This is a genomic window from Burkholderia diffusa, assembly GCF_001718315.1.
Classification (GTDB): Bacteria; Pseudomonadota; Gammaproteobacteria; order Burkholderiales; family Burkholderiaceae; genus Burkholderia; species Burkholderia diffusa_B.
The window spans coordinates 1,721,361-1,741,658 of sequence record NZ_CP013362.1; the positions used below are offsets into that span (position 1 = coordinate 1,721,361).

The 20,298-nt window shown below is 70.6% G+C and carries 18 protein-coding genes, 1 pseudogene and 1 riboswitch; of the genes and pseudogenes, 11 read left to right on the forward strand and 8 right to left on the reverse strand.

Annotation, left to right across the window (positions count from 1 at the left end; translation table 11 throughout):
- Positions 1–6: 6 nt before the first annotated feature.
- From cobN to WI26_RS07940, 6 genes are all read left to right on the forward strand, one after another.
- A complete protein-coding gene (gene cobN, locus WI26_RS07915; RefSeq protein ID WP_069225672.1) occupies positions 7–3,822 on the forward strand; it encodes a cobaltochelatase subunit CobN in 3,816 nt (1,271 codons plus the stop codon).
- Positions 3,819–4,907: an ATP-binding protein gene (locus WI26_RS07920; RefSeq protein ID WP_069225673.1), complete on the forward strand. Its 1,089-nt coding sequence runs from the start codon at positions 3,819–3,821 to the stop codon at positions 4,905–4,907. Before cobN ends, WI26_RS07920 begins: the two co-directional genes overlap by 4 nt.
- A gap of 68 nt (positions 4,908–4,975) precedes the next feature.
- Positions 4,976–5,584, forward strand: coding sequence for a vWA domain-containing protein (locus tag WI26_RS07925; RefSeq protein WP_069225674.1), 609 nt, complete (start codon positions 4,976–4,978; stop codon positions 5,582–5,584).
- A gap of 67 nt (positions 5,585–5,651) precedes the next feature.
- The gene (locus tag WI26_RS07930) at positions 5,652–6,104 is read left to right on the forward strand and encodes a YaiI/YqxD family protein (protein ID WP_059467509.1); all 453 of its coding nucleotides are present in this window, start codon (positions 5,652–5,654) and stop codon (positions 6,102–6,104) included.
- Positions 6,105–6,222: 118 nt separating this feature from the next.
- Positions 6,223–6,795, forward strand: a complete 573-nt coding sequence (locus WI26_RS07935) for a DUF1993 domain-containing protein (protein ID WP_059594776.1) — start codon at positions 6,223–6,225, stop codon at positions 6,793–6,795.
- Between the two features lie 12 nt (positions 6,796–6,807).
- The gene (locus tag WI26_RS07940; protein ID WP_069225675.1) at positions 6,808–7,143 is read left to right on the forward strand and encodes a low molecular weight protein tyrosine phosphatase family protein; all 336 of its coding nucleotides are present in this window, start codon (positions 6,808–6,810) and stop codon (positions 7,141–7,143) included.
- Positions 7,144–7,158: 15 nt separating this feature from the next.
- Here the strand turns inward: WI26_RS07940 and WI26_RS07945 are convergent, their stop codons facing one another.
- Both WI26_RS07945 and WI26_RS32940 read right to left on the reverse strand, forming a co-directional pair.
- Positions 7,159–7,587, reverse strand: coding sequence for an NUDIX hydrolase (locus tag WI26_RS07945; protein WP_069225676.1), 429 nt, complete (start codon positions 7,585–7,587; stop codon positions 7,159–7,161).
- A 140-nt stretch (positions 7,588–7,727) separates the two neighbouring features.
- Positions 7,728–7,973, reverse strand: a complete 246-nt coding sequence (locus tag WI26_RS32940; RefSeq protein ID WP_081334246.1) for a hypothetical protein — start codon at positions 7,971–7,973, stop codon at positions 7,728–7,730.
- 155 nt (positions 7,974–8,128) lie between these two features.
- Here WI26_RS32940 and WI26_RS32945 point away from each other — a divergent pair.
- Positions 8,129–8,371: pseudogene (locus WI26_RS32945) on the forward strand (IclR family transcriptional regulator); the annotation flags it as partial.
- Between the two features lie 78 nt (positions 8,372–8,449).
- Here the strand turns inward: WI26_RS32945 and WI26_RS07955 are convergent.
- From WI26_RS07955 to cobG, 5 genes are all read right to left on the reverse strand, one after another.
- Positions 8,450–9,805 (reverse strand): chitinase, encoded by a 1,356-nt coding sequence (locus tag WI26_RS07955; protein WP_069225678.1) that lies wholly within the window; start codon positions 9,803–9,805, stop codon positions 8,450–8,452.
- A 351-nt stretch (positions 9,806–10,156) separates the two neighbouring features.
- Positions 10,157–11,866, reverse strand: a complete 1,710-nt coding sequence (gene cobJ / locus WI26_RS07960; RefSeq protein WP_069225679.1) for a precorrin-3B C(17)-methyltransferase — start codon at positions 11,864–11,866, stop codon at positions 10,157–10,159.
- Complete coding sequence (locus WI26_RS07965) at positions 11,863–12,597, reverse strand: precorrin-2 C(20)-methyltransferase (protein WP_060189788.1); 735 nt, start codon at positions 12,595–12,597, stop codon at positions 11,863–11,865. Before WI26_RS07965 ends, cobJ begins: the two co-directional genes overlap by 4 nt.
- Positions 12,594–13,220 (reverse strand): precorrin-8X methylmutase, encoded by a 627-nt coding sequence (locus WI26_RS07970; protein ID WP_069225680.1) that lies wholly within the window; start codon positions 13,218–13,220, stop codon positions 12,594–12,596. The genes WI26_RS07965 and WI26_RS07970 overlap by 4 nt, the downstream gene beginning before the upstream one ends.
- Positions 13,213–14,574, reverse strand: a complete 1,362-nt coding sequence (cobG, locus tag WI26_RS07975; RefSeq protein ID WP_069225681.1) for a precorrin-3B synthase — start codon at positions 14,572–14,574, stop codon at positions 13,213–13,215. Before cobG ends, WI26_RS07970 begins: the two co-directional genes overlap by 8 nt.
- A 106-nt stretch (positions 14,575–14,680) precedes the next feature.
- Positions 14,681–14,873: riboswitch (cobalamin riboswitch) on the reverse strand.
- A 204-nt stretch (positions 14,874–15,077) separates the two neighbouring features.
- On the opposite strand from cobG, the gene WI26_RS07980 reads away from it, so the two are divergent.
- From WI26_RS07980 to cobM, 4 genes are read left to right on the forward strand one after another with little or no spacing between them, the layout of a single operon-like run.
- Complete coding sequence (locus tag WI26_RS07980; protein WP_069226377.1) at positions 15,078–16,313, forward strand: bifunctional cobalt-precorrin-7 (C(5))-methyltransferase/cobalt-precorrin-6B (C(15))-methyltransferase; 1,236 nt, start codon at positions 15,078–15,080, stop codon at positions 16,311–16,313.
- Positions 16,313–17,401 (forward strand): cobalt-precorrin-5B (C(1))-methyltransferase, encoded by a 1,089-nt coding sequence (locus WI26_RS07985; protein WP_059467769.1) that lies wholly within the window; start codon positions 16,313–16,315, stop codon positions 17,399–17,401. The genes WI26_RS07980 and WI26_RS07985 overlap by 1 nt, the downstream gene beginning before the upstream one ends.
- Entirely contained in the window at positions 17,398–18,129 is a 732-nt protein-coding gene (locus WI26_RS07990; RefSeq protein WP_069225682.1) for a cobalt-precorrin-6A reductase, read from the forward strand. Before WI26_RS07985 ends, WI26_RS07990 begins: the two co-directional genes overlap by 4 nt.
- A gap of 43 nt (positions 18,130–18,172) precedes the next feature.
- Positions 18,173–18,901: a precorrin-4 C(11)-methyltransferase gene (gene cobM / locus WI26_RS07995; RefSeq protein WP_059449702.1), complete on the forward strand. Its 729-nt coding sequence runs from the start codon at positions 18,173–18,175 to the stop codon at positions 18,899–18,901.
- 208 nt (positions 18,902–19,109) lie between these two features.
- On the opposite strand, the gene WI26_RS08000 is transcribed toward cobM, so the two are convergent.
- The gene (locus WI26_RS08000) at positions 19,110–20,294 is read right to left on the reverse strand and encodes an MFS transporter (RefSeq protein ID WP_069226378.1); all 1,185 of its coding nucleotides are present in this window, start codon (positions 20,292–20,294) and stop codon (positions 19,110–19,112) included.
- Positions 20,295–20,298 lie beyond the last annotated feature (4 nt).

Here is a 20,298-nt window from a genome sequence, read left to right on the forward strand (position 1 = left end):
CGCGCGATGCATCTGCTGCGCACCACGCCGGGCGGCTTCGTCGACGACACGCAGGGCGTCGTCCGGATCGACCAGCAGCCGGCCGACATCGTGATCCTGAGCTCGGCCGACACGACGCTGTCGCTGCTGGCCAGCGTCGTGCCGAAACTGCCTGCCGGCTTTCCGAGCGTGCGGCTTGCGAACGTCACGTTCCTGCGGCAACCGGCGTCGGTCGATTTCTACGTCGACGACGTGCTGCGTCACGCGAAGGCGGTCGTGATCGACCATCTGGGCGGCGAAGCGTACTGGCCGTACGGGATCGAGCAGGCCGTGTCGCTCGCGTCGAAACGCAAGCAGCGGCTCGCGATGTTCTCGGGCGACCTGCAGGAAGACCCGAACCTCGTCGCGAAAAGCACGGTCGCGCCGGATCTGTGCCGGCTGTGGTGGCGCTATCTGCGCGAAGGCGGGATGCACAACGCCGAAGCGTTGCTGCGCAGCATCGCATTCCATACGCTCGGTTTCGGCGACGAACCCGAGCCGCCGCGCCCACTGCCGGCCGCCGCGCTGTATCACCCGGCGCGCGACCCGGCGAGCGTCGACGATTGGCGCTCGCGCTGGACGCCCGGCGCGCCCGTCGTCGCGATCCTGTTCTATCGCGCGCACTGGCAGGCCGCGAACACCGCCGTGTTCGACGCGCTGGCCGATGCGCTCGTGCGCGAGGGGCTCAATCCGCTGCCGATCGCGGTCACGTCGTTGAAAGATGCGGTGAGCCGCGAGGTCATCACGCAGCTGTGCGACACGCACGGCGTCGCGCTCGTGCTGAACACCACAGCCTTCGCGGCCGGCGCGATCGACAGCCCGCAGCCCGACGTGCTCGCCGGCGATGCACCGGTGCTGCAGGTGATCCTGTCCGGCGGCAACCGCGACGCGTGGGTGGCTGACAACCAGGGGCTGCATGCGCGCGACATCGCGATGCACATCGCGTTGCCCGAGGTCGACGGGCGCATCGTCACGCGTGCGGTCAGTTTCAAGGGGCTGGCGTATCGTTGTCCGCACACCGAAGTCGACGTCGTGCGCTACCAGCCGGATGCCGAACGGATCGCGTTCGTCGCGGCGCTCGCGCGCGGCTGGTGCCGGCTGCGCACGCTCGACAACGCCGACAAGCGCATCGCGCTGATCCTCGCGAACTATCCGCAAAGCGAAGGGCGGATCGGCAACGGCGTCGGGCTCGACACGCCGGCGTCCGCGCTGCGCGTACTGGCGGCGCTGCGCGATGCCGGCTACGCCGTGGCCGACCTGCCGGCCGATGGCGACGCGCTGATCGCGCGGCTCACCGAGGGCGTGACCAACGATCCGGCCGTGCACGCGTTGCGCCCCGCGTTCCAGAGCTTCGCGCTGGCCGATTACGTCGCACGTTTCGCGCGGCTGCCGGCCGCCGTGCGCGACGCGCTGAACGCGCGCTGGGGCCCGCCCGAAGCGGACCCGACGCTGCGGCAGGGGCGCTTCACGATCGCCGGCTGGCGCGCGGGCAACGTCTTCGTCGGCATCCAGCCGTCGCGCTCGCGCGGCGAGAACGACTATGCAAGCTATCACGATGCCGATCTCGTGCCGCCGCACGCGTATCTCGCGTTCTATTTCTGGCTGCGCGATGCGTTCGGCATCGACGCGGTCATTCACCTCGGCAAGCACGGCAACCTCGAATGGCTGCCGGGCAAGAGCGTCGCGCTGTCGGACGCGTGCTGGCCCGACCTGACGCTCGGGCCGCTGCCGCACCTGTATCCGTTCATCGTCAACGATCCGGGCGAGGGCAGCCAGGCGAAGCGCCGTGCGCAGGCGGTGATCGTCGATCACCTGATGCCGCCGCTCACGCGTGCGGAAAACTACGGCCCGCTGCAGGATCTCGAACGGCAGGTCGACGAATACTACGAAGCGCTGATGGTCGATGCGCGGCGCGCGAAGCTGCTGCGCAAGACGATCCTCGCGACGATCGCCGAACACCGTCTGCATGACGAACTGAGCGTGTCGCCGCCGCGCGATGCGGGCGACGAGGATGCGCTGCTGACGCGCGTCGATGCGTGGCTGTGCGAATTGAAGGAAGCGCAAATTCGCGACGGGCTGCATGTATTCGGCGTGTCGCCCACCGACCGTCAACGGCGCGATACGCTGCTCGCGCTCGCACGTTTTCCGGTCGGCGACGGCAAGGGCGAACGCGCGGGGCTGATCGGCGCGCTCGCGCGCGATCTCGCGCTCGGCAACGATTTCGATCCGCTCGCGGCCGACTGGGCCGCGCCGTGGACGGGCCCGCGGCCGGCCGTTCTGCAAGCGCTCGACCCATCGCCGTGGCGCCATGCCGGCGACACGCGCGAGCGGCTCGAACGGCTCGCGCAGCATTGGCTCGACGGGCTGTGCGCGGCTGTCTCCGGCGAAACCGACGCCGATGCGGACCCGGCGCCGCCGGGCGACTGGCCCGGCACGCTCGCCGTGCTCGAACGCGTGCGCTCGACGCTGCTGCCGTCACTCGACGCGTGCGGCGGCGAGGAACTGCGCCAGTTGCTGCGCGGGCTCGATGGCCGTTTCGTGCCGCCGGGGCCGAGCGGTTCGCCGTCGCGCGGCCGGCCCGACGTTCTGCCGACGGGCCGCAACTTCTATTCGGTCGATACGCGCGCGGTGCCGACGCAGGCCGCGTGGTCGCTCGGGCTGAAATCCGCGCAGCAGCTGATCGAACGCCATCTGCAGGATCACGGCGACTATCCGCGCGCGATCGGGCTGTCGGTCTGGGGGACGGCCACGATGCGCACTGGCGGCGACGATATCGCGCAGGCATTCGCGCTGCTCGGCGTGCGGCCGAAATGGGCGCACGGCAGCCATCGCGTGACCGACTTCGAGGTCCTGCCGATCGAGATCTTCGACCGGCCGCGCATCGACGTGACGCTGCGCGTGTCGGGCTTCTTCCGCGACGCCTTCCCGAACCTGATGCACCTGTTCGACGCGGCCGTGCAGGCCGTTGCCGCGCTCGACGAGCCGGAGGCGCTGAACCCGATCCGCGCACGCGTCGAGCGCGAACGCGCGAAATGGATCGAGCAGGGCGTGGCGCCGGACGAAGCGCGGCGTCGTGCCGGCTGGCGCGTGTTCGGCGCGCGGCCGGGCAGCTACGGCGCGGGCCTGCAGGACCTGATCGACCAGCGCCGCTGGCAGACCGACGCCGATCTCGCCGATGCGTACCGCCAGTGGGGCGGCCACGCGTACGCGCAGAACAGCGCCGGCGACGCCGCGTCCGACGTGTTCGGCGAACGGCTCGCGACGATCGACGTCGTCGTGCAGAACCAGGACAGCCGCGAACACGACATCCTCGATTCGAACGACTACTACCAGTTCCAGGGCGGGATGACGGCAGCCGTGCGTCACCTGTCCGGGCAACAGCCGAGCATCTATCACGGCGACCATGCGAACCCGGTCGCGCCGAAGATGCGCACGCTGCGCGAGGAAATCGCGCGCGTGATCCGCTCGCGCGTCGTCAACCCGAAATGGCTCGACGGCGTGAAGCGCCACGGCTACAAGGGCGCGGCGGAGATGGCCGCGACCGTCGACTATCTGTACGGCTACGACGCGACCGCGCGCGTGCTGTCGGACCACCAGTACGCGCTCGTTGCCGACGCGTACCTGTTCGACGACGACACGCGCGCGTTCCTCGAACGACATAACCCGAAGGCGCTGCACGGCATCTGCGAACGCTTCGTCGAAGCGATGCAGCGCGGGTTGTGGCAGCAGCCGGGCGAATATCGCGAGCGGATCGAAGCGGTCTGGCTCGACAGCGAGCAATTTCAGGAAGGAGGACGGCGATGACCGATCCCACGACGCATCGCGCGCGCGCGGTGTTCCCGTTCGCGGCGCTGGTCGCGCAGCAGCCGCTGCAGCAGGCGCTGCTGCTCGCGGCGATCGACCCGTCGCTCGGCGGCGTGCTCGTCAGCGGGCCGCGCGGTACAGCGAAATCGACCGCCGCACGCGCGCTCGCCGAACTGCTGCCCGAAGGCGCATTCGTCACGCTGCCGTTGTCGGCGAGCGACGAACAGGTCACGGGCACGCTCGATCTCGCCCATGCGCTCGCCGAAAACGGCGTGCGCTTCCGGCCGGGCCTGCTCGCGCGCGCGCATCGCGGCGTGCTGTACGTCGACGAGGTGAACCTGCTCGCCGACGGGCTCGTCGATACGCTGCTCGACGTTGCGGCGAGCGGCGTGAACGTGGTCGAGCGCGATGGCGTGTCGCACGCGCACGACGCGCGTTTCGTGCTGGTCGGCACGATGAATCCCGAGGAAGGCGAACTGCGTCCGCAGTTGCTCGACCGCTTCGGGCTGATGGTCGAACTCGAGAACTGTTTCGACGCCTCGCAGCGAGAGCAGATCGTGAAGGCGCGCCTCGCATTCGATCTCGATCCGGACGCGTTTCGCGCACGTCATGCGAGCGCACAACGCGAGCTCGGCAACAGGATCCACGCTGCGCGGGCACGGTTGTCGGTGCTGGATTTCGACGACGCGGTTCATGCACGCGTGAGCGCGCTGTGCATCGACGCGGCCGTCGACGGCCTGCGCGCCGACCTCGTGATGCTGCGCGCGGCGCGCGCGCTCGCCGCGCTCGAGCAGGCCGATGCGGTGACGGTGTCACACGTCGAGCGTGTGGCAGACGCGGTGCTGCGGCATCGGCGTCATGCCGGTGCGCCGCCGTCGTCGGGCGCGTCGCAACCGAACGCCGAAGGCGTCGGCAGCCGCGACGGCCGAACGCCGCCGGACGCGCGCCGGCAGACCGACCTTCCACCGGGCGCGGCACTTGGCGATGCGACGGCGTCGCAAGGCGACTGGGGCTACCTGCCGCCCGAGCCGGCCGGAATGCGTGACGTGAAGGGCGTGGTGCCGCTGCCGCTAAAAAAACGCTGAGCCATCGAGCCGCCGCCGCCGCGAATGCCATTCGCGGTCCTCGATGGCAGCCAGGCGCTGTCGCACGCGTGGCCGGAACGGTGCGTGCCGGCACGGCCGTTGCATGGCCGGCGACGCTCGCCGCGAAGCGCGGCGGCCCGCTGCACGCCGACCATCTGCGTTTCCGCAAGCGAGCCGGCACACCGAGCGCGCTCCATTGCTTCGTGCTCGACTGTTCCGCGTCGATGCTGTCACACGATCGGCTCGCGCTCGCGAAAGGCATGATCGTCGCGTACTTCGATCAGGCCGCGCGCGACCGCGTGGAAACCGCGCTGATCTGCTTCGGCGGCAACGGAGCCGCACGGCGCTTCGGCCCGGCCGTGCCGCGCTGGTGGAACGCGCGCTGGCTCGAACCGGTGGACGGCGGCGGCGGCACGCCGCTCGCGGACGGCATCGCCGCGGCCGCGCAATTGCTCGCGGGCGCCGCACGTCGCAAGCCGGACCAGCAGCGCTGGCTATGGGTGCTGTCCGACGGTCGCACACGCGAAACGCCGCCGAGACCGGCGGCCGCCGATCACGTCACGTTCGTCGACTTCGACGGCGCGGCCGTGCGAATCGGGCAGGGCAGGCGGCTTGCCGATGCATGGGGCGCGCAATGGATGACGGCCGCGTCACTGTGCCCGGGGCTGGCCGGCTGATCGGCCGCGCGCGGCGATCGACGGTGCTGCGCTATGATCGCCGTTTCTGCTTACCGGAACGACTGCCATGCAAGTACTCGTCGATGCCGACGCGTGTCCCGCCGTCATCAAGGACATGCTGTTTCGCGCCGCGCGTCGTGCCGAGATCTGCGTGACGCTGGTCGCGAACCAGTTCCTGCGCACGCCGCCGTCGCCGTTCATCAAGGCGCTGCAGGTGCCGGCCGGCTTCGACGTGGCCGATGCGCGAATCGTCGAACTCGCGCAAGCCGGCGATCTCGTGATCACCGCCGACATCCCGCTGGCCGCCGCCGTCCTCGACAAGGGCGCGCATGCGCTCGACCCGCGCGGCAACTGGTTCAGCCGCGAGAACATCGAGGAACGGCTGTCGACTCGCGCGATGATGGAACAACTGCGCAGCGCGGGCATCGATACGGGCGGCCCGGCCCCGTTCAGCGCACGCGACGGCAAGGCGTTCGCATCGCAATTCGATCGGTTCCTGGCACGCCACGGCAAACCGTGACACCGGGCGTCGGTCGTGCGATACGTCACCGGTTTCGCGTCGCAACGTCGGCTACGGCAGAATACGGATTTGCCCCGACATTGATATCGTGGCGCGAACGTCTCATCGGAGAGCATGGATGTCACCGACCCAACTTCTCGTTCCGACCTTCACCCAGATGCTGCGCGCGCAATCCGCGTGGCTCGACAAGGCCGCCGCGCATGTGCAGGCCGAGGGCAACGCGCCCGATGCGTTGCTGACGCTGAAGCTCGCGCCCGATATGTACCCGCTCGCCGCCCAGGTGCGTTTTTCGTGTTTCCAGGCAATGGAACCGGTCTACCGTTTGCGCGGCGAACCGCTGCCGGACGCGCTGCTGGCGTTGCGGGAAGCCGGCTGGCATGCCGATGCGCAGCCCGGCACGCTGAGCGACGCGCGAGGGATCATCGCCGGCACGATCGCCTTTCTCGGCGAGCTCGCGCCCGACGCACTCGACGGCGGGGCCGCGCTGCCGATCGCGCTCGAACTGCCGAACGGCATTGCGTTCGACATGACGGGCGAGCAGTACGTGCGCGACTGGGCGCTGCCGCAGTTCCACTTTCATGCGATCGCCGCGTACGCGATCCTGCGCCATCACGGCGTCGAGCTCGGCAAGGCCGACTACGTGCCGCACATGCTGGCCTACGTGCGGCCCGGCACGATTCCGCAAGGTTGAACTCCGGCCGCCATGCGCCGGCATGACACGGCCCTGTTCGTCTGCAGCCGCAACTGGCTGCGCAGCCCGACGGCCGAGGCGGTGTTCGCCGCATGGCCGGGGGTCGAAACCGACTCCGCGGGCCTCGCGCCCGACGCGGACACGCGTTTATCCGCCGAACAACTCGAATGGGCCGAGATCGTGTTCGTGATGGAGCGCGCGCACAAGGCGAAGCTGTTGGCCCAATTCGGCATCCGGCTGAAGCACAAGAAGATCGTCTGCCTCGACATTCCCGACCGCTACGCGTACATGCAACCCGAACTGGTCGCGCTGCTCGAGCGCAAGGCTGGTCCGTTGCTGCGCACGTGACCGGCTCGAGGCGGCTCAGCGCGAGCGGAGCGGGCCGTCCATGAGCGCGGGAAAGCGGTCGAGGTGCAGCAGTTCGATGATCTTGCGGGTTGGCACGCTCGCGCGTAGCGTCTCGAGCCGTTCGACGTCGAACCACTTGCAGCGCGCGATCTCGTTGCTCGCGCGCGGCGTCAGGTGTTTCGGCACGTCGGCCACGAACACGTGATGCAGCTTCGCAAGGCCGCCGAACTGCACCGCATAGTCGAGCGCGAGCCCCTCCAGCTGCGTTTCCTCCGCCAGCTCGCGCAGCGCGGCCTCGAGCGGCGTCTCGCCGCGCCGGATCGTGCCGCCCGGCAGCGACCAGCGGGCCGCGGTACGGGCGACCAGCAGCACGCTGCTGCGCTGGCGGCACACGATCGTGGCGCGCTCCTTGATGCTGGCGACGGTATCCGGCCCGGTATTCATGTTCGGTAAAACAGGTGCTGAATCGTGAAGGGAAATGCACGTCGCCCGATCGTCGGGTACGACGGCATGCAAGCCGCCGCGCCGATCATACCGGGCGTTCGTGACAGTTCCGTGCGTTGCCGCGCGCAACGCGCATCGCATCACGCGTGCGTATAGAGCCTCGTGCGCGCCGGCTTCCCGGATCGCCCGCGACGCCGCTTGTGGACGGCACGCCGGTGCGGGTGCGGTGGCGGTGTCACGTGCGGGCGCGTGGGCGCGGGCCGCGCCGTCGGCGCGGCGGCGCGCGGCTGTGATTGTCCCTCGCCAAAATGGAAAGTCTGGGTTTGCGCGTGGGCGACGCCCAGCGTCGACGCCAGCATGAGGGCCGCGAGCAGCATGTGTTTCATGAAAGGTCCGCCTTTCTTCAGATGAGCACCTGTGCCAGCTTAGCGAACCGCGGCCGGGCGCGGCAACCGGCCCGGGTTCGGTGTTGTCCTCACTTGCGTGGCGGCCGCGTTCTCCACTGGGCTGCCGGGCATATCCGCCTTGACATCAAAACCCCGATGCGACGGTGGCCGACCTGTCGGCGCTCGTCGCGCAGACCGCTCGGTTTCGATAACGCGGCTGCGCCGAGAACCTCGGCGAGCGCGCGCCGGCGCTGTCGGCGGTCGCGCTCACGCTCGACGGCGACTGGCATGGGCTGTCGGTCGTCGGGCCGATCGGGCGGATCCGCCGGCATCGCGACACGCATGCGGCGCTGCTGGTCGACGCAAAGGCGCGGCTGCCGGCCGAGCAGGCGCATCTGCGTCGGCGGCCGTTCGCCGCGATGCCCGACGGCATCCGGGAACGGCCGTGGCGCGTCACGTGCCGATGCGTCGCGACGTCACGACTTCACCCACACGCCGCCCGCGCTCGGGTTATCGCCCTGCGTCCACCATTTCGCACAGTATTTCGCGCCCTGGTACGTGACGCATGTGCCGCCCTGGTAGGCGGTCGTCGCCGACCATACGGGCGTGCCGCCGCCGACAGGCTTCCACACCGCTGCCTGACCGGGCACGTCGCCCTGCGTCCACCATTGCGCCTGGTACGTCGTCCCCTGGTAGGTCACAGTCGCGCCGGCCGTATAGACCTGGCCGGCCAACCAAGGCGCGCCGGGTTGGGGCGTGCCGCCGTTCGAGCCGCCGCCGTAGTTCGGGTCCTGCGTGACGCCCGCGCCCCACTTGCCATCGAGCTTGCGGAAGATCGACGCAAAAGCGTAGGGCTGCTGCGCGACACCCGAGCAGGTCGGTGCCACATACGCGCCGTTGTTCGGGCACGGCTGATCGCGGCCGACCGACCAGTTGCCGAAGAATCCGTAACCGTTGTTGACCGCCGCATTCAATACGCTCTGCGCATTCGCGAGCGTGAAGGTTTCGCCCTGAACGTCGTTCATCCCGATCATCGGCGTGACGCCCACCATCTGCCACAGTTGCGCGCCCGTTTTCGGCTGGCCCGCCGACTTGAACGCCGTATCGAGCTGCGTATAGAGCGCCTGCGCGGCGCTGATCGCGGCCGCGCCCATGTCGATGTTCGCGGGGCCGTAATCCATCGTCATCAGGTTCACCGCGTCGAACGCAACCTTGTTCGAGATTGCCGCGGTGACGACGTTCACGCCATCCTGCGTGAGCCCGGTCGGCATCGTCGGCAGTGTCAACGTGACGTGCAGCGGCTTGCCCTTCGCCGCGTAGTCGGACTGCAGTTGCGCGACGGCCTGGAAGTTGCGGGCAACCGCGGCGCTGTCCTGCTGCGATGCGCCTTCGATGTCGAAATCGACATGCGTGAGGCCGTAGGTATCGATCACGGTCTGGTAGGCCGACTTCAGCGCGGGGACGCTCGAGCATGCCTGCATCAGCGGCGTGCCGTTCGCGCCGCCGAACGAGACGGCGATCTCGCCGCCTTTCGCGCGATAGCTCGCGATCGACGTCGACAGCGATGCGAGCAGGTCGCCGCTCGCGCCGTTGCCGATCGGCTGCACGCCGCCCCAGGATGGCGCGCAGCCGCTGCCCGCGACCACGAACGCAAGCGTGAACTGCTGGATGCCTTGCTGGATGCCGATCCGGTCGACGAGCGGCGTCGGGTAGAGCGTCACGTCGACGAACGGCGCATAGACACCGGCGCCGTGGGACACGCTCGCCATGGCGAGCAGGCAGCCCGCGGCGAGCGCGCGCGGGTTGAATCGCGGCAACACGTTGTTGTTCATTGTGTTCTCCAAGTGGAAGAGGGATGCGCTGGCCCGCGCATCGCCGACGGGCGGGCGATCGGGTATGTCCGCCTGGCGGCGTGCTCATCTTGGAGGATTCGCGCCGAATCGTGAATACTTAGGTGTTCTTTTCGTTATTCGATTCCCGATACGTAACGATCTTGCCGATTCGATCGCATATCGAAACGCGAAGCGGGAGATTTTTCCGCTTGCGTGTCGCCTGATGGGGCGATGAAGCGATGCGCATGGAAGCGGCCCATCATGCGGATGGACCGCTTCCGGCGAATGGGTCACGCCGGCCGGCACGCGGGCACGCGAAGCGCGATCGGCGATGGACTGCGCAGCGCGCCCTCAACGATACCAGCGCGGCGTGTAGACCCACTCACGGCCGTCGCCGATCGCGAAACGCCGCGTCGTCGACGAGCCGACGATCACCATCGTGCGCATGTCCACCTGATCGCTGCGCAACGCGCCGAGCGTCGTCGTCGCGAGCGTCGCGCCCGGTCGCCCGATATCGCGGCCGAGCACGACGACCGTGTCGGCCGCTCGATGCGCGCGCACCGCATCGAGCGCACGGTCGAGCTGCCACGGCCGTGCACGCGAGATCGGGTTGTAGAACGCCATCACGAGATCGGCTTGCGCCGCGTGCCGCAGGCGCGTTTCGATCACGTCCCACGGTTTCAGGTTGTCCGACAGCGAGATCGCGCAGAAATCGTGGCCGAGCGGCGCACCGGCCTGCGCGGCGGTCGCGAGCGATGCCGATACGCCGGGTTCGACGCGCAGTTCGACCGCGGCCCATCGCGGATCCCGCGCTTCGTCGAGCGCTTCGAGCACGGCCGCGGCCATCGCGAACACACCGGGGTCACCCGACGACACGACCGCGACGCGCTGGCCTTCGGCCGCCAGTTCGAACGCATGGCGCGCGCGCTGCATTTCCTCGCGATTATCCGTGCCATGCACGCGCTGGTCCGCGCGGAACGGACCGGCCATCGTCACGTAGGTCGTATAGCCAAGGATGTCGGTGGCTTCCGCGAGCGCGGTGCGCGCGGCGGGCGTGAGCCACGCCGCATCGCCCGGGCCGAGGCCGAGCACCGTCAGGCGGCCGCGAGCATGACCGAGCGACGCCGGGTCGACGGGCTGCGCCGCCACCGCGCATGCGAGGCCGTCGGACGTTGCGCGCAGCGTATGCGCAACGCGCACCGTGGCGCCAAGCAGGGCAGCGGCATCCCGGTCGCCTTCGACATCGGCGAAGCGCAGCGGCACGCCCAGCGTCCGTGCCGCCGCTTCGACCCGCGCATCGCCGAGCAACGTCGCCGGTGCGACGAGTGCGGCAAGCGCCAGCCGCGCGAGACCGTGCAAATCGAGCAGCGCGTCGATGCGCTCGGCAAGCGACGGCGACGCATCGGCCCGCACGGCGTTCGCGTCGATGCCGACCACCACGCTGCGTGGATGGATCACGAGTTCGTCGCGCGCGCCGCGCCACGCATCGGGCGTCACACGGATCGCATGCGCGGCCGCATCGTCGCGCGGCAACGCAACGTCGTCGAGCCACGGCGCCGCGCCGTCGATGCGCGTGGCCGCGCCCGCGAGCAGGTCGGACACGAAACGCTTGCCTTGCTGGAGATCGGCGAGCGCATAGCCGTCGGGCGGGTTGAGCACGCACGCGCCGAAGCGCAGCTCGCCGCTCGTCGTGATCGCCGGTGCGACGCCGAGGCATTCGGCGATTTCGCGCGCGATCAGGTTGACGCCCGTCAGCCCGCCGAGCAGCGGCACGACGGCCGAACCATCTTCCGCGACCGCGAGCACGGGCGGCTCGACGCCCTTGTCGGCCAGCGCCGGCGCGACGCAACGGATCACGATGCCGGCCGCGCACAGCGCGACGATCGGCAGGCCGCGCGCGTACAGCTCGCGCAGGTGCGCGCCGAGTTCGTCGAACGGCACGTCGGCCTCGACGCGCGACGCGAGCCCATGCACGGCGGCGCCCGGATAACGCGCCTGGATGCGCCGCGCGGTATCGAGCGCGCCCGCGCCGAGAATCACGATCGCGGGCGGAGTCGTCATCCTTGCCATTTTTCCCCCGGCACGACGAGCAGCGAAAAGTACGGCGACGCCATCGGATCGACTTCGTCGAGCGGCACGATGCGCTGCGCCGCCATCGTCGCGCGCTCGACGTACAACGCGCGCTTCGCGAGCCCCAGTTCATCGAGCACGCGCCGCACCTTGTCGAAATTGCGGCCCAGTTTCATTACGACGGCCGCGTCGGCCTGCGCGAGCCGCGTGCGCAATTCGTCCTTCGGCAGTACGCCGGACAGCACCGACAGGCTCTGGTTGCGGTAGACGAGCGGCTGGCCGAGCACGGCGGTGCCGCCAAGCATCGCGCACACGCCCGGGATCACCTCGGTGTCGTAGCGCGGCGCGAGGCGATCGTGCAGGTACATGTACGACCCGTAGAAGAACGGATCGCCTTCGCAGATCACCGCGACGTCGCGCCCGGCGTCGAGATGAGACGCGACGATCTCGGCGGCCGTGTCGTAGAAATCGGCGATCACGTTCTCGTAGCAGAGCGGTGGCGGCAGCGCCTCGGTCGTCACCGGATAGACGAGCGGCAGTTGCGTCTGTGCATCGTGCAGGTGCGCCTCGACGATCCCGTAGGCGTTGCCCTTCTTGCCCTTCGCGACGAAATACGCGACCACCGGCGCGGCCTGCAGCACGCGCAGCGCCTTGATCGTCATCAGTTCGGGGTCGCCGGGGCCGACGCCGACGCCGAACAGGCGTCCGCGCGGGGCCGTCATTCTGCCTCCGTCGCGAGTGCGTTGACGGCGGCCGCGGCCATCGCGCTGCCGCCGCGCCGGCCGAGCAGCGCGACGTACGGCACGCCGCGGCTGTCGGCGTCGAGCGCCGCCTTGGATTCGGCCGCGCCGATGAAGCCGACCGGAAAACCGAGAATCAACGCGGGACGCGGCGCACCGGCGTCGATCATGTCGAGCAGGTGGAACAGCGCGGTCGGCGCATTGCCGATCACGACGACGCTGCCGGCCAGATGCGGGCGCCACAGTTCGAGCGCCGCGGCCGAGCGCGTGTTGCCGAGATGCCGCGCAAGGTCCGGCACTTCCGGTTCGCCGAGCGTGCAGATCACGCGATTGCCGGCCGGCAGCCGCGCGCGCGTGATGCCTTCGGCGACCATCCGCGCATCGCACAGGATCGGCGCGCCGGCCGTGAGCGCCGCGCGGCCCGCCGTGCCGGCGCCGGCCGAGAAGCGCAGGTCGTAGGCGACATCGACCATCCCGCACGCGTGGATCACGCGCACGGCGAGCTTCTCGAGATCGGGCGGAACCTGCGACAGGTCGGCCTCGGCGCGGATCGTCGCGAACGACTGGCGGTAGATTTCCTGCCCGTCGCGAATGTAGTCAAGCATCGGTGGTGTCCTGGCTGTGCCGCGCGCCCGCCAGTCGGGCCGCGGCCTGGTCAATCGTCAGATGGCGCGCGAGCGGGGCGCCGAGGCCCGCGGCGGCGTCGCGCCGGTAAAGGTCGTAGCGTGCCGGCGCGACCGCGACGAGGGTGTACGCGGCCGGGTGCGGCAGTGCGCAATGGCGCTCGCAGCCGGTCAGGTGCGCGTCGACCGGATGGCCGATACGTGCGGCCAGCGCGAGCGCATCGTGTTTCGTATCGGCGCGCGACTTCGCGCAGCCCGCGCTGCCGGCGCAGGCGACCAGCGCCGCCAGCGGGTCGGACGCCGTGCACACGAGGCCGAGCGCCGCGAGCGCGTCGAGCACGGCTGGCGTGCGATCGTGCCGCACGCCGTGCACGAACACGCCTTGCCACGGGGTCATCGACAGCGTGCCGTCGCCTTCCGCTTCGGCGAGTGCCGCAAGCCGCTCGAGTTGGGTTGCGTCGAGCCGGCCGAGCACGAACTGCGCGCCGACGCTGCAGCGATCCGCATCGCGCGATGGCCGTGCACCGAAACGCAACGCGGCGTCCGCATGCTTGCGTCGCCAGCCGGACAATGCCGGATCGGCTTCGAGCGGGAAGGGTGCGTAATGCTGCGCGCGCTCGCGCAGCGCGCCTGCGCGACCGGTCGCGAGCAACGCGCGCATCCGCGTGACGTCGGCCGGTGCGAGATCGAGGAACGCGAGCAGCAGTGCGCGAACGAGCGCGACGGTCTGGTCCGGCGCGACGTCGAACCAGGCGGGCGGATCGCCGGGCGCGACCGGCGGGCAGCCGGCCAGGCCTGCGGCGATGCGGACCGCACCGTCGCCGCGACGCCACGCGGCGAGCCAGACGTCGTGCGGATGATCGAGCGCCGCGACCGATTCGCCGCCGTCGAGCTGGATCGAGAATTTCGGCGACACCTCGCCGCGGCGCGGCTCGTGCGTCAACATGTCGAGCAACGGCAGCGCGAGCGCGAGGCTGTCGAGCAGTGCGTCAGGATCGCGCCCCGCGAGCGGGCTGAGCATCAGGTTGCGGACATCGTCGCTCACGGCGAGCGAGGCCCGGTCGCCGGCGGCATCGCCCGTGCTCGCGCGCGGGCCCAGGCCCGCGCCGAGCAATGCGTCGGTCAGCGTATCGGCCGCGCCGTCGCGGACGCCGCGCAGCTGGAGATTCGCGCGATTGGTTGCGTCGATCGCGCCGGAGCCGCAGGCGCGCGCGGCGGCGGCGATCGCCCGCGCCTGCCGTGCGTCGAGCCGGCCGCCCGGCAGCTTGATCCGGCACAGCCCGCCGTCGGCGGCGGCGACCACGCGCACGAGCCCCGGACAAGCCGACGGGCGCACGACGGGCGACGCAGGAATGGAATCGGGGGCGGAACTCAACGGGATACCGGGACAGTGTCGCGCCGCGGCCAACGCATCGGTACACCCCGCCCGACGCCGACTGGCACGCACGCACTTTCATGCCGGCAGGTCTCCTGGCTGACAGGTCGGCGCCGGCTCCCGGCCTTCCCGGTGAAACCAGTGGCATGAGGGGGGCGATCGGCTCGCTGTCTACAGTTGCGGGGGCAGCCACAGCGGCGCGGTTTGCGCCCTGTGTTCCCTCTTCGGCCCCGAAGGGCACCGGCGAACGAACGGCCGTAGGATACCCGATTTCACCGGCGCTTCGCGACCGCCGGGCGGCCGCCGTGGCCGAAGCGAAATGCGGCCGGGCGCCGGCGGCCCCGCAGATGAAACGCGCGATGGAACACGGTACCATGCCGACTTTCACAATGCGGACGGCCGCACCGGCGCCTTCACGGCCGCCGTGCGGCGACTCGATGGAACCGGACGATGGGGAAGGGTGCATGACGGCGTGGCTGACGGTAGTGGGCATCGGCGACGACGGCTACGCGGGGCTCGGGCGCAGCGCGCGGCGCGCGCTGCTCGACGCGACGCGCGTGGTCGGCGCGAAGCGGCACCTCGACATGCTGCCCGCGCGGCTGCGGGCCGAACGCGCAGCATGGCCGTCGCCGTTCGACCTGTCGGGCCTGCTCGCGCGGCGCGGATCGCCCGTCTGCGTGCTGGCAAGCGGCGACCCGATGCTGTTCGGCGTCGGCGCGACACTCGCACGCGAACTGTCCGCCGGCGAATGGCGCGTGCTGCCCGCGCCGTCGTCGCTGTCGCTGGCTGCCGCGCGGCTCGGCTGGGCGCTGCAGGACGTCGGCGCGGTGTCGCTCGTCGGCCGTCCGCTCGCGACGCTCGCGCGCCATCTGCTGCCGGGCCGGCGCCTGTTCGTGCTGAGCGCCGACGGCCGCACGCCGGCCACGGTCGCCGCCGAACTCGCCGCGCGCGGCTTCGGCCCGACGCGCATCAGCGTGTTCGAACACCTCGGCGGCCCGCTGGAACGGCGCATCGACGGCCTCGCGCAGGACTGGAACATCGACGAAACCGCCGCGCTCAATCTCGTTGCGCTCGATTGCCAGGCCGGCCCCGACGCGCCACGCCGCGCACTCACGCCCGGCCTGCCCGACGACGCGTATCGCCACGACGGCCAGCTCACCAAGCGCGACATGCGCGCGCTGACGCTCGGGCGCCTCGCGCCCGCGCCCGGCGAACTGCTGTGGGACGTCGGCGCGGGCAGCGGCTCGATCGGCATCGAGTGGATGCGCGCGCATCCGTCGTGCCAGGCGATCGCGATCGAGTCGCATGCGGAGCGGCAGCGCTTCATCGAGCACAACCGCGACGCGCTCGGCGTGCCGGGGCTGCAACTCGTCGCGGGGCGCGCGCCCGACGCGCTTGCCGGGCTCGCGACACCCGACGCGATCTTCATCGGCGGCGGTGCAACCGCACCCGGCGTGCTCGACGCGTGCTGGTCGGCGCTGAAGCCCGGCGGCCGGCTCGTCGCGAACGCGGTCACGCTGCAGGGCGAGCTGGCGCTCGCCGCGTGGCGCGACATGCACGGCGGCACGCTCACGCGCGTGTCGCTCGCGCACGCCGAACCGCTCGGCCGCTTCGACACGTGGCGGCAGCCGTTGCCCGTCACGCTGTACGACGCGCGCAAACCGGATGCCACGGCAACGGACCTCGCGGATCGCGCATGATGCGAGACGAAACCCCCGAACAACCGGCACCGCTGCGCTTCGGCTACACGACCGGCAGCTGCGCGACCGCAACGTCGCTGGCGGCCGCGCGCCTGCTGCTCGCGGGCGTCGCGGCCGACGCCGTCGAGATCGTGCTGCCGAAGGGGCAGCGCGTGATGATGCGGCTGGCGTTCTGCCGGACCACGGCTGACGGCGCAGAAGCCGGCACGATCAAGGATGCCGGCGACGATCCGGACGTCACGCACGGCGCGCTGGTCTTCGCGCGCGTCGCGCTCGCGGCGATGCCCGGCGTGCGCTTTCACGCGGGGCCGGGTGTCGGCACCGTCACGCGCGCCGGGCTCACGCTGCCGGTGGGCGAACCTGCGATCAATCCGGTGCCGCGCCAGATGATGACTACGCACCTCGACGCGCTCGCGGCCGAATTCGGCTACGCGGGCGGCTTCGACGTGACGATCGGAGTCGAAGGCGGCGAGGCGCTCGCACTGAAGACGATGAACCCGCGTCTGGGCATCGTCGGCGGATTGTCGATCCTCGGCACGACCGGCATCGTGCGACCGTTCTCGTGCTCGGCGTACATCGCGTCGATCCATCAGGGCATCGACGTTGCACGCGCGAACGGGATCTCGCACATCGCCGCGTGCACCGGCAACGCGAGCGAGGATGCGATGCGCGCGCACTACGGCCTGCCCGACATGGCGCTGATCGAGATGGGCGATTTCGCCGGCGCGGTGCTCAAGCACCTGCGCCGCGCGCCGGTCGCCCGCCTGTCGATGTGCGGCGGCTTCGGCAAGCTCAGCAAACTCGCGGCAGGCCATCTCGACCTGCACAGCCGCCATTCCAGCATCGACCTGCCGCTGCTCGCGCAGTGGGCGGCCGAGGCGGGCGCGAGCGCGGCGCTGCAGGCCGCGATGCGCGCGGCGAACACCAGCCAGGAAGCGCTGAAGCTCGCGCAGGCCGACGGCGTGCCGCTCGGCGACATCGTCTGTGCGCACGCGCTGCGGGTCGCGCGCGACATCGTCCCGCCATCGGTCGCGGTCGAGATGTTCGCGATCGACCGGCAGGGCCGCTTCGTCGGGAGCGCACGATGAGCACGCGCATCCTGCTGCTCGGTGGCACCGCAGACGCGCTGAAGATCGCACGCGCGCTCGGCTCGCTGCACGTCTACAGCCTCGCGGGCCTCGGCAAGGTGCCCGACGACTTGCGCTGCGAAGTGCGCGTCGGCGGCTTCGGCGGAGCGGCGGGGCTCGCCGCGTATCTGCGTGGCGCCGGCATCGGCCTCGTGATCGACGCGACGCATCCGTATGCCGCGCGAATCAGCGCGAACGCGGCGGCCGCTGCGCGCGACGCGGGCGTGCCGCTGTGGGCGCTGCGTCGCGCGCCGTGGGCGCCGCAACCCGGTGACGACTGGCGGATGGTCGACGACTGGGCCGGCATCGAGGCCGCGCTCGCGCCGTTCCGGCGGCCGCTGTTCACGCTCGGCCGCGAACCCCTCGCGCATCTCGACGAGATTCCGCCGCACCAGTTCTGGCTGGTGCGCTGCCTCGATGCGCATCCCGGCAACGCACGCGCGCAGATCATCGCCGCGCGCGGGCCGTTCACGCTCGACGGCGAGCGCGCGCTGTTCGCGCTCGCCGGCATCGACGTCGTCGTCAGCAAGAACAGCGGCGGCGCCGCGACCGAGGCCAAGCTCGACGTCGCGCGTGAACGCAGGCTGCCGGTCGTGATGCTGCGCCGGCCAACGCTGCCCGACGCCGATCGCGCGTTCGACTCGGCCGCCGCGCTGCTCGATGCGCTCGACCCGGCCGCGCGCGCGTGATGTTGCGCGAGCGGCTGCCCCATGAATTGACGGAGATTTTTCGATGACGGTGTATTTCATCGGCGCGGGCCCCGGCGACCCGGAGCTGATCACGGTGAAGGGCCAGCGTCTCGTGCGCACGTGCCCGGTGATCCTGTACGCAGGCTCGCTCGTGCCGCCGGCCGTGCTCGACGGCCATCGCGCGGAGCAGGTCGTCAACACGGCCGAGCTCGACCTCGATGCGATCGTCGCGTTGCTCGCCGATGCGCATGCGAAAGGCCAGGACGTCGCGCGCGTGCATTCGGGCGATCCGTCGCTGTACGGCGCGATCGGCGAACAGATCCGCCGGCTGAAAGCCCTCGGGATTCCATATGAAATCGTGCCCGGAGTGACCGCCACGGCCGCGTGCGCGGCAACGCTCGGCGTCGAGCTGACGCTGCCCGGTGTCGCGCAGACGGTGATCCTCACGCGCTTCGCCGGCAAGACGACGATGCCGGAAGGCGAAGCACTCGGCGCGCTCGCCGCGCATCGCGCGACGCTCGCGATCCATCTTGGCGTGCGGCATCTCGCGAGGATCGTCGACGAAGTGCTGCCGCATTACGGGCCCGCCTGCCCGGTCGCGGTGATCTATCGTGCGAGCTGGCCCGACGAGGAACGCGTGACCGGCACGCTGGCCGACATCGTCGACAAGGTGCAGGGCACGCGGATCGAGCGCACCGCGCTGATCCTGATCGGCCGCGTGCTCGATGCCGAAGGGTTCGCGGATTCGACGCTGTATGCGAGCGGGAGTTGATTGCGCGTGCACGGAACGCGATGCTCGTCGTGTTTCGACGCATCGCGACGACGGATGTTCTCGCGAAGCGACCCGCCCGCTGAGCAGCGCCGTTGGCCGAATGGCGCCAACCCTGCCATCGCACCTGACTGAGCAACGACGGACAATCGCGCGCCGGTCACGAGCCGGTCATCGATCCGACGCCTTCACGCACTGCGTGTGACCCGCGCTACGCACGCGCCACGCGCCGCGCAAACCGCGGCGCGAACCCCGCCGCCAGCGCGAACAGGACGACGCACAGGCAAGCCATCGCGACCCACGCGGGCGACAGATCCGCGAGACGCTGGCGCACGACGCCCGCCGCGAACGGAAACAGCCCTGCGATCAGATAGCCGACGCCCTGCACGAACCCCGTCAACGACGCCGCGTCGGCCGGCGTCGCCGCATGGTCGACCGTGACGATCAGCGACAACGGAAACAGTGCGCCAATACCGACACCCATCAACAGCGCGGCCGGCAACGCAAGGGCCTGCGGCGCAGCCAGCATCACCAGCAGCCCCGCGAGCAACGACGCGATCGCCGCGTGCAGCGCCGAACGGCGATCGGGCAGACGGTCGATCGTCGCCGAGATCGCCAGCCCCGCGACGACTTCAGCGAGCGTCACGCCGCCGAGCAGGCCGCCGGCCGCGGTCGGCGACCAGCCGAGCCGCATGTAGTACGGCGGCAGCCATGCCAGTACGAGGGTGTAGGCGCCCGTCGCGATCCCGAAGAACATCGCGAGCCGCCAGGCGCGCGGCGAGCGCGACGGCCGTTCCCGCACCGCCGACGCCGCCATCGAACCGGACACCAACGCGTCGCCGCCACGGCTGGCCAGCGGCCATGCGAGCGCCGCGACTGCGGCCGGCAGCGACCAGCCCGCAAGCGCGGCGACCCAGCCCCAGCGGTCCGCGGCGAACGGTGCGACGACGCTCGCGAGCACCGCACCGCCCATGATCGACGTCGAATAGACGCCCATCGCGCCGCCGATCCGCGTCGCGAAATGCGCCTTCACGAATCCCGGCAGCAACGCCTGCACCATCGCAATCCCGAGGCCCGCGCAACATGCGCTTGCGAGCAGCAGCCACGCGTACTGCGCGCCGATGCGCGCCGCGCAGGCGAAAGCGATCAGTGCGACGCCCAGCCATACGCCGCCCGCGATCCCCGTCACGCGCTGCAACCGCGGCGCGCTCAGCGCACCCGCGCCCATCAGCAGGATCGGGATCGTGGTCAGCAGGCTCGCCGCGCTGTCGCCGATGCCGGTTGCGCGCTGGATCATGTCGAGCAGCGGACCGATCGCGGCCAGCGCCGGCCGCAGGTTAAGTCCGACCAGCACGATGGCGGCAAGCCGCCATCCGGGAGAAGTGAAACGATTCATGGAA

What these genes read in the sequence shown, in the direction of transcription:
- cobN (WP_069225672.1), top strand. Translation starts at nt 7, where the DNA reads ATGCATCTGCTGCGCACCACGCCGGGCGGCTTCGTCGACGACACGCAG.
- WI26_RS07920 (WP_069225673.1), top strand. Translation starts at nt 3,819, where the DNA reads ATGACCGATCCCACGACGCATCGCGCGCGCGCGGTGTTCCCGTTCGCG.
- WI26_RS07930 (WP_059467509.1), top strand. Translation starts at nt 5,652, where the DNA reads ATGCAAGTACTCGTCGATGCCGACGCGTGTCCCGCCGTCATCAAGGAC.
- WI26_RS07935 (WP_059594776.1), top strand. Translation starts at nt 6,223, where the DNA reads ATGTCACCGACCCAACTTCTCGTTCCGACCTTCACCCAGATGCTGCGC.
- WI26_RS07940 (WP_069225675.1), top strand. Translation starts at nt 6,808, where the DNA reads ATGCGCCGGCATGACACGGCCCTGTTCGTCTGCAGCCGCAACTGGCTG.
- WI26_RS07945 (WP_069225676.1), bottom strand. Translation starts at nt 7,587, where the DNA reads ATGAATACCGGGCCGGATACCGTCGCCAGCATCAAGGAGCGCGCCACG.
- WI26_RS32940 (WP_081334246.1), bottom strand. Translation starts at nt 7,973, where the DNA reads ATGAAACACATGCTGCTCGCGGCCCTCATGCTGGCGTCGACGCTGGGC.
- WI26_RS07955 (WP_069225678.1), bottom strand. Translation starts at nt 9,805, where the DNA reads ATGAACAACAACGTGTTGCCGCGATTCAACCCGCGCGCGCTCGCCGCG.
- cobJ (WP_069225679.1), bottom strand. Translation starts at nt 11,866, where the DNA reads ATGACGACTCCGCCCGCGATCGTGATTCTCGGCGCGGGCGCGCTCGAT.
- WI26_RS07965 (WP_060189788.1), bottom strand. Translation starts at nt 12,597, where the DNA reads ATGACGGCCCCGCGCGGACGCCTGTTCGGCGTCGGCGTCGGCCCCGGC.
- WI26_RS07970 (WP_069225680.1), bottom strand. Translation starts at nt 13,220, where the DNA reads ATGCTTGACTACATTCGCGACGGGCAGGAAATCTACCGCCAGTCGTTC.
- WI26_RS07980 (WP_069226377.1), top strand. Translation starts at nt 15,078, where the DNA reads ATGACGGCGTGGCTGACGGTAGTGGGCATCGGCGACGACGGCTACGCG.
- WI26_RS07985 (WP_059467769.1), top strand. Translation starts at nt 16,313, where the DNA reads ATGCGAGACGAAACCCCCGAACAACCGGCACCGCTGCGCTTCGGCTAC.
- WI26_RS07990 (WP_069225682.1), top strand. Translation starts at nt 17,398, where the DNA reads ATGAGCACGCGCATCCTGCTGCTCGGTGGCACCGCAGACGCGCTGAAG.
- cobM (WP_059449702.1), top strand. Translation starts at nt 18,173, where the DNA reads ATGACGGTGTATTTCATCGGCGCGGGCCCCGGCGACCCGGAGCTGATC.
- WI26_RS08000 (WP_069226378.1), bottom strand. Translation starts at nt 20,294, where the DNA reads ATGAATCGTTTCACTTCTCCCGGATGGCGGCTTGCCGCCATCGTGCTG.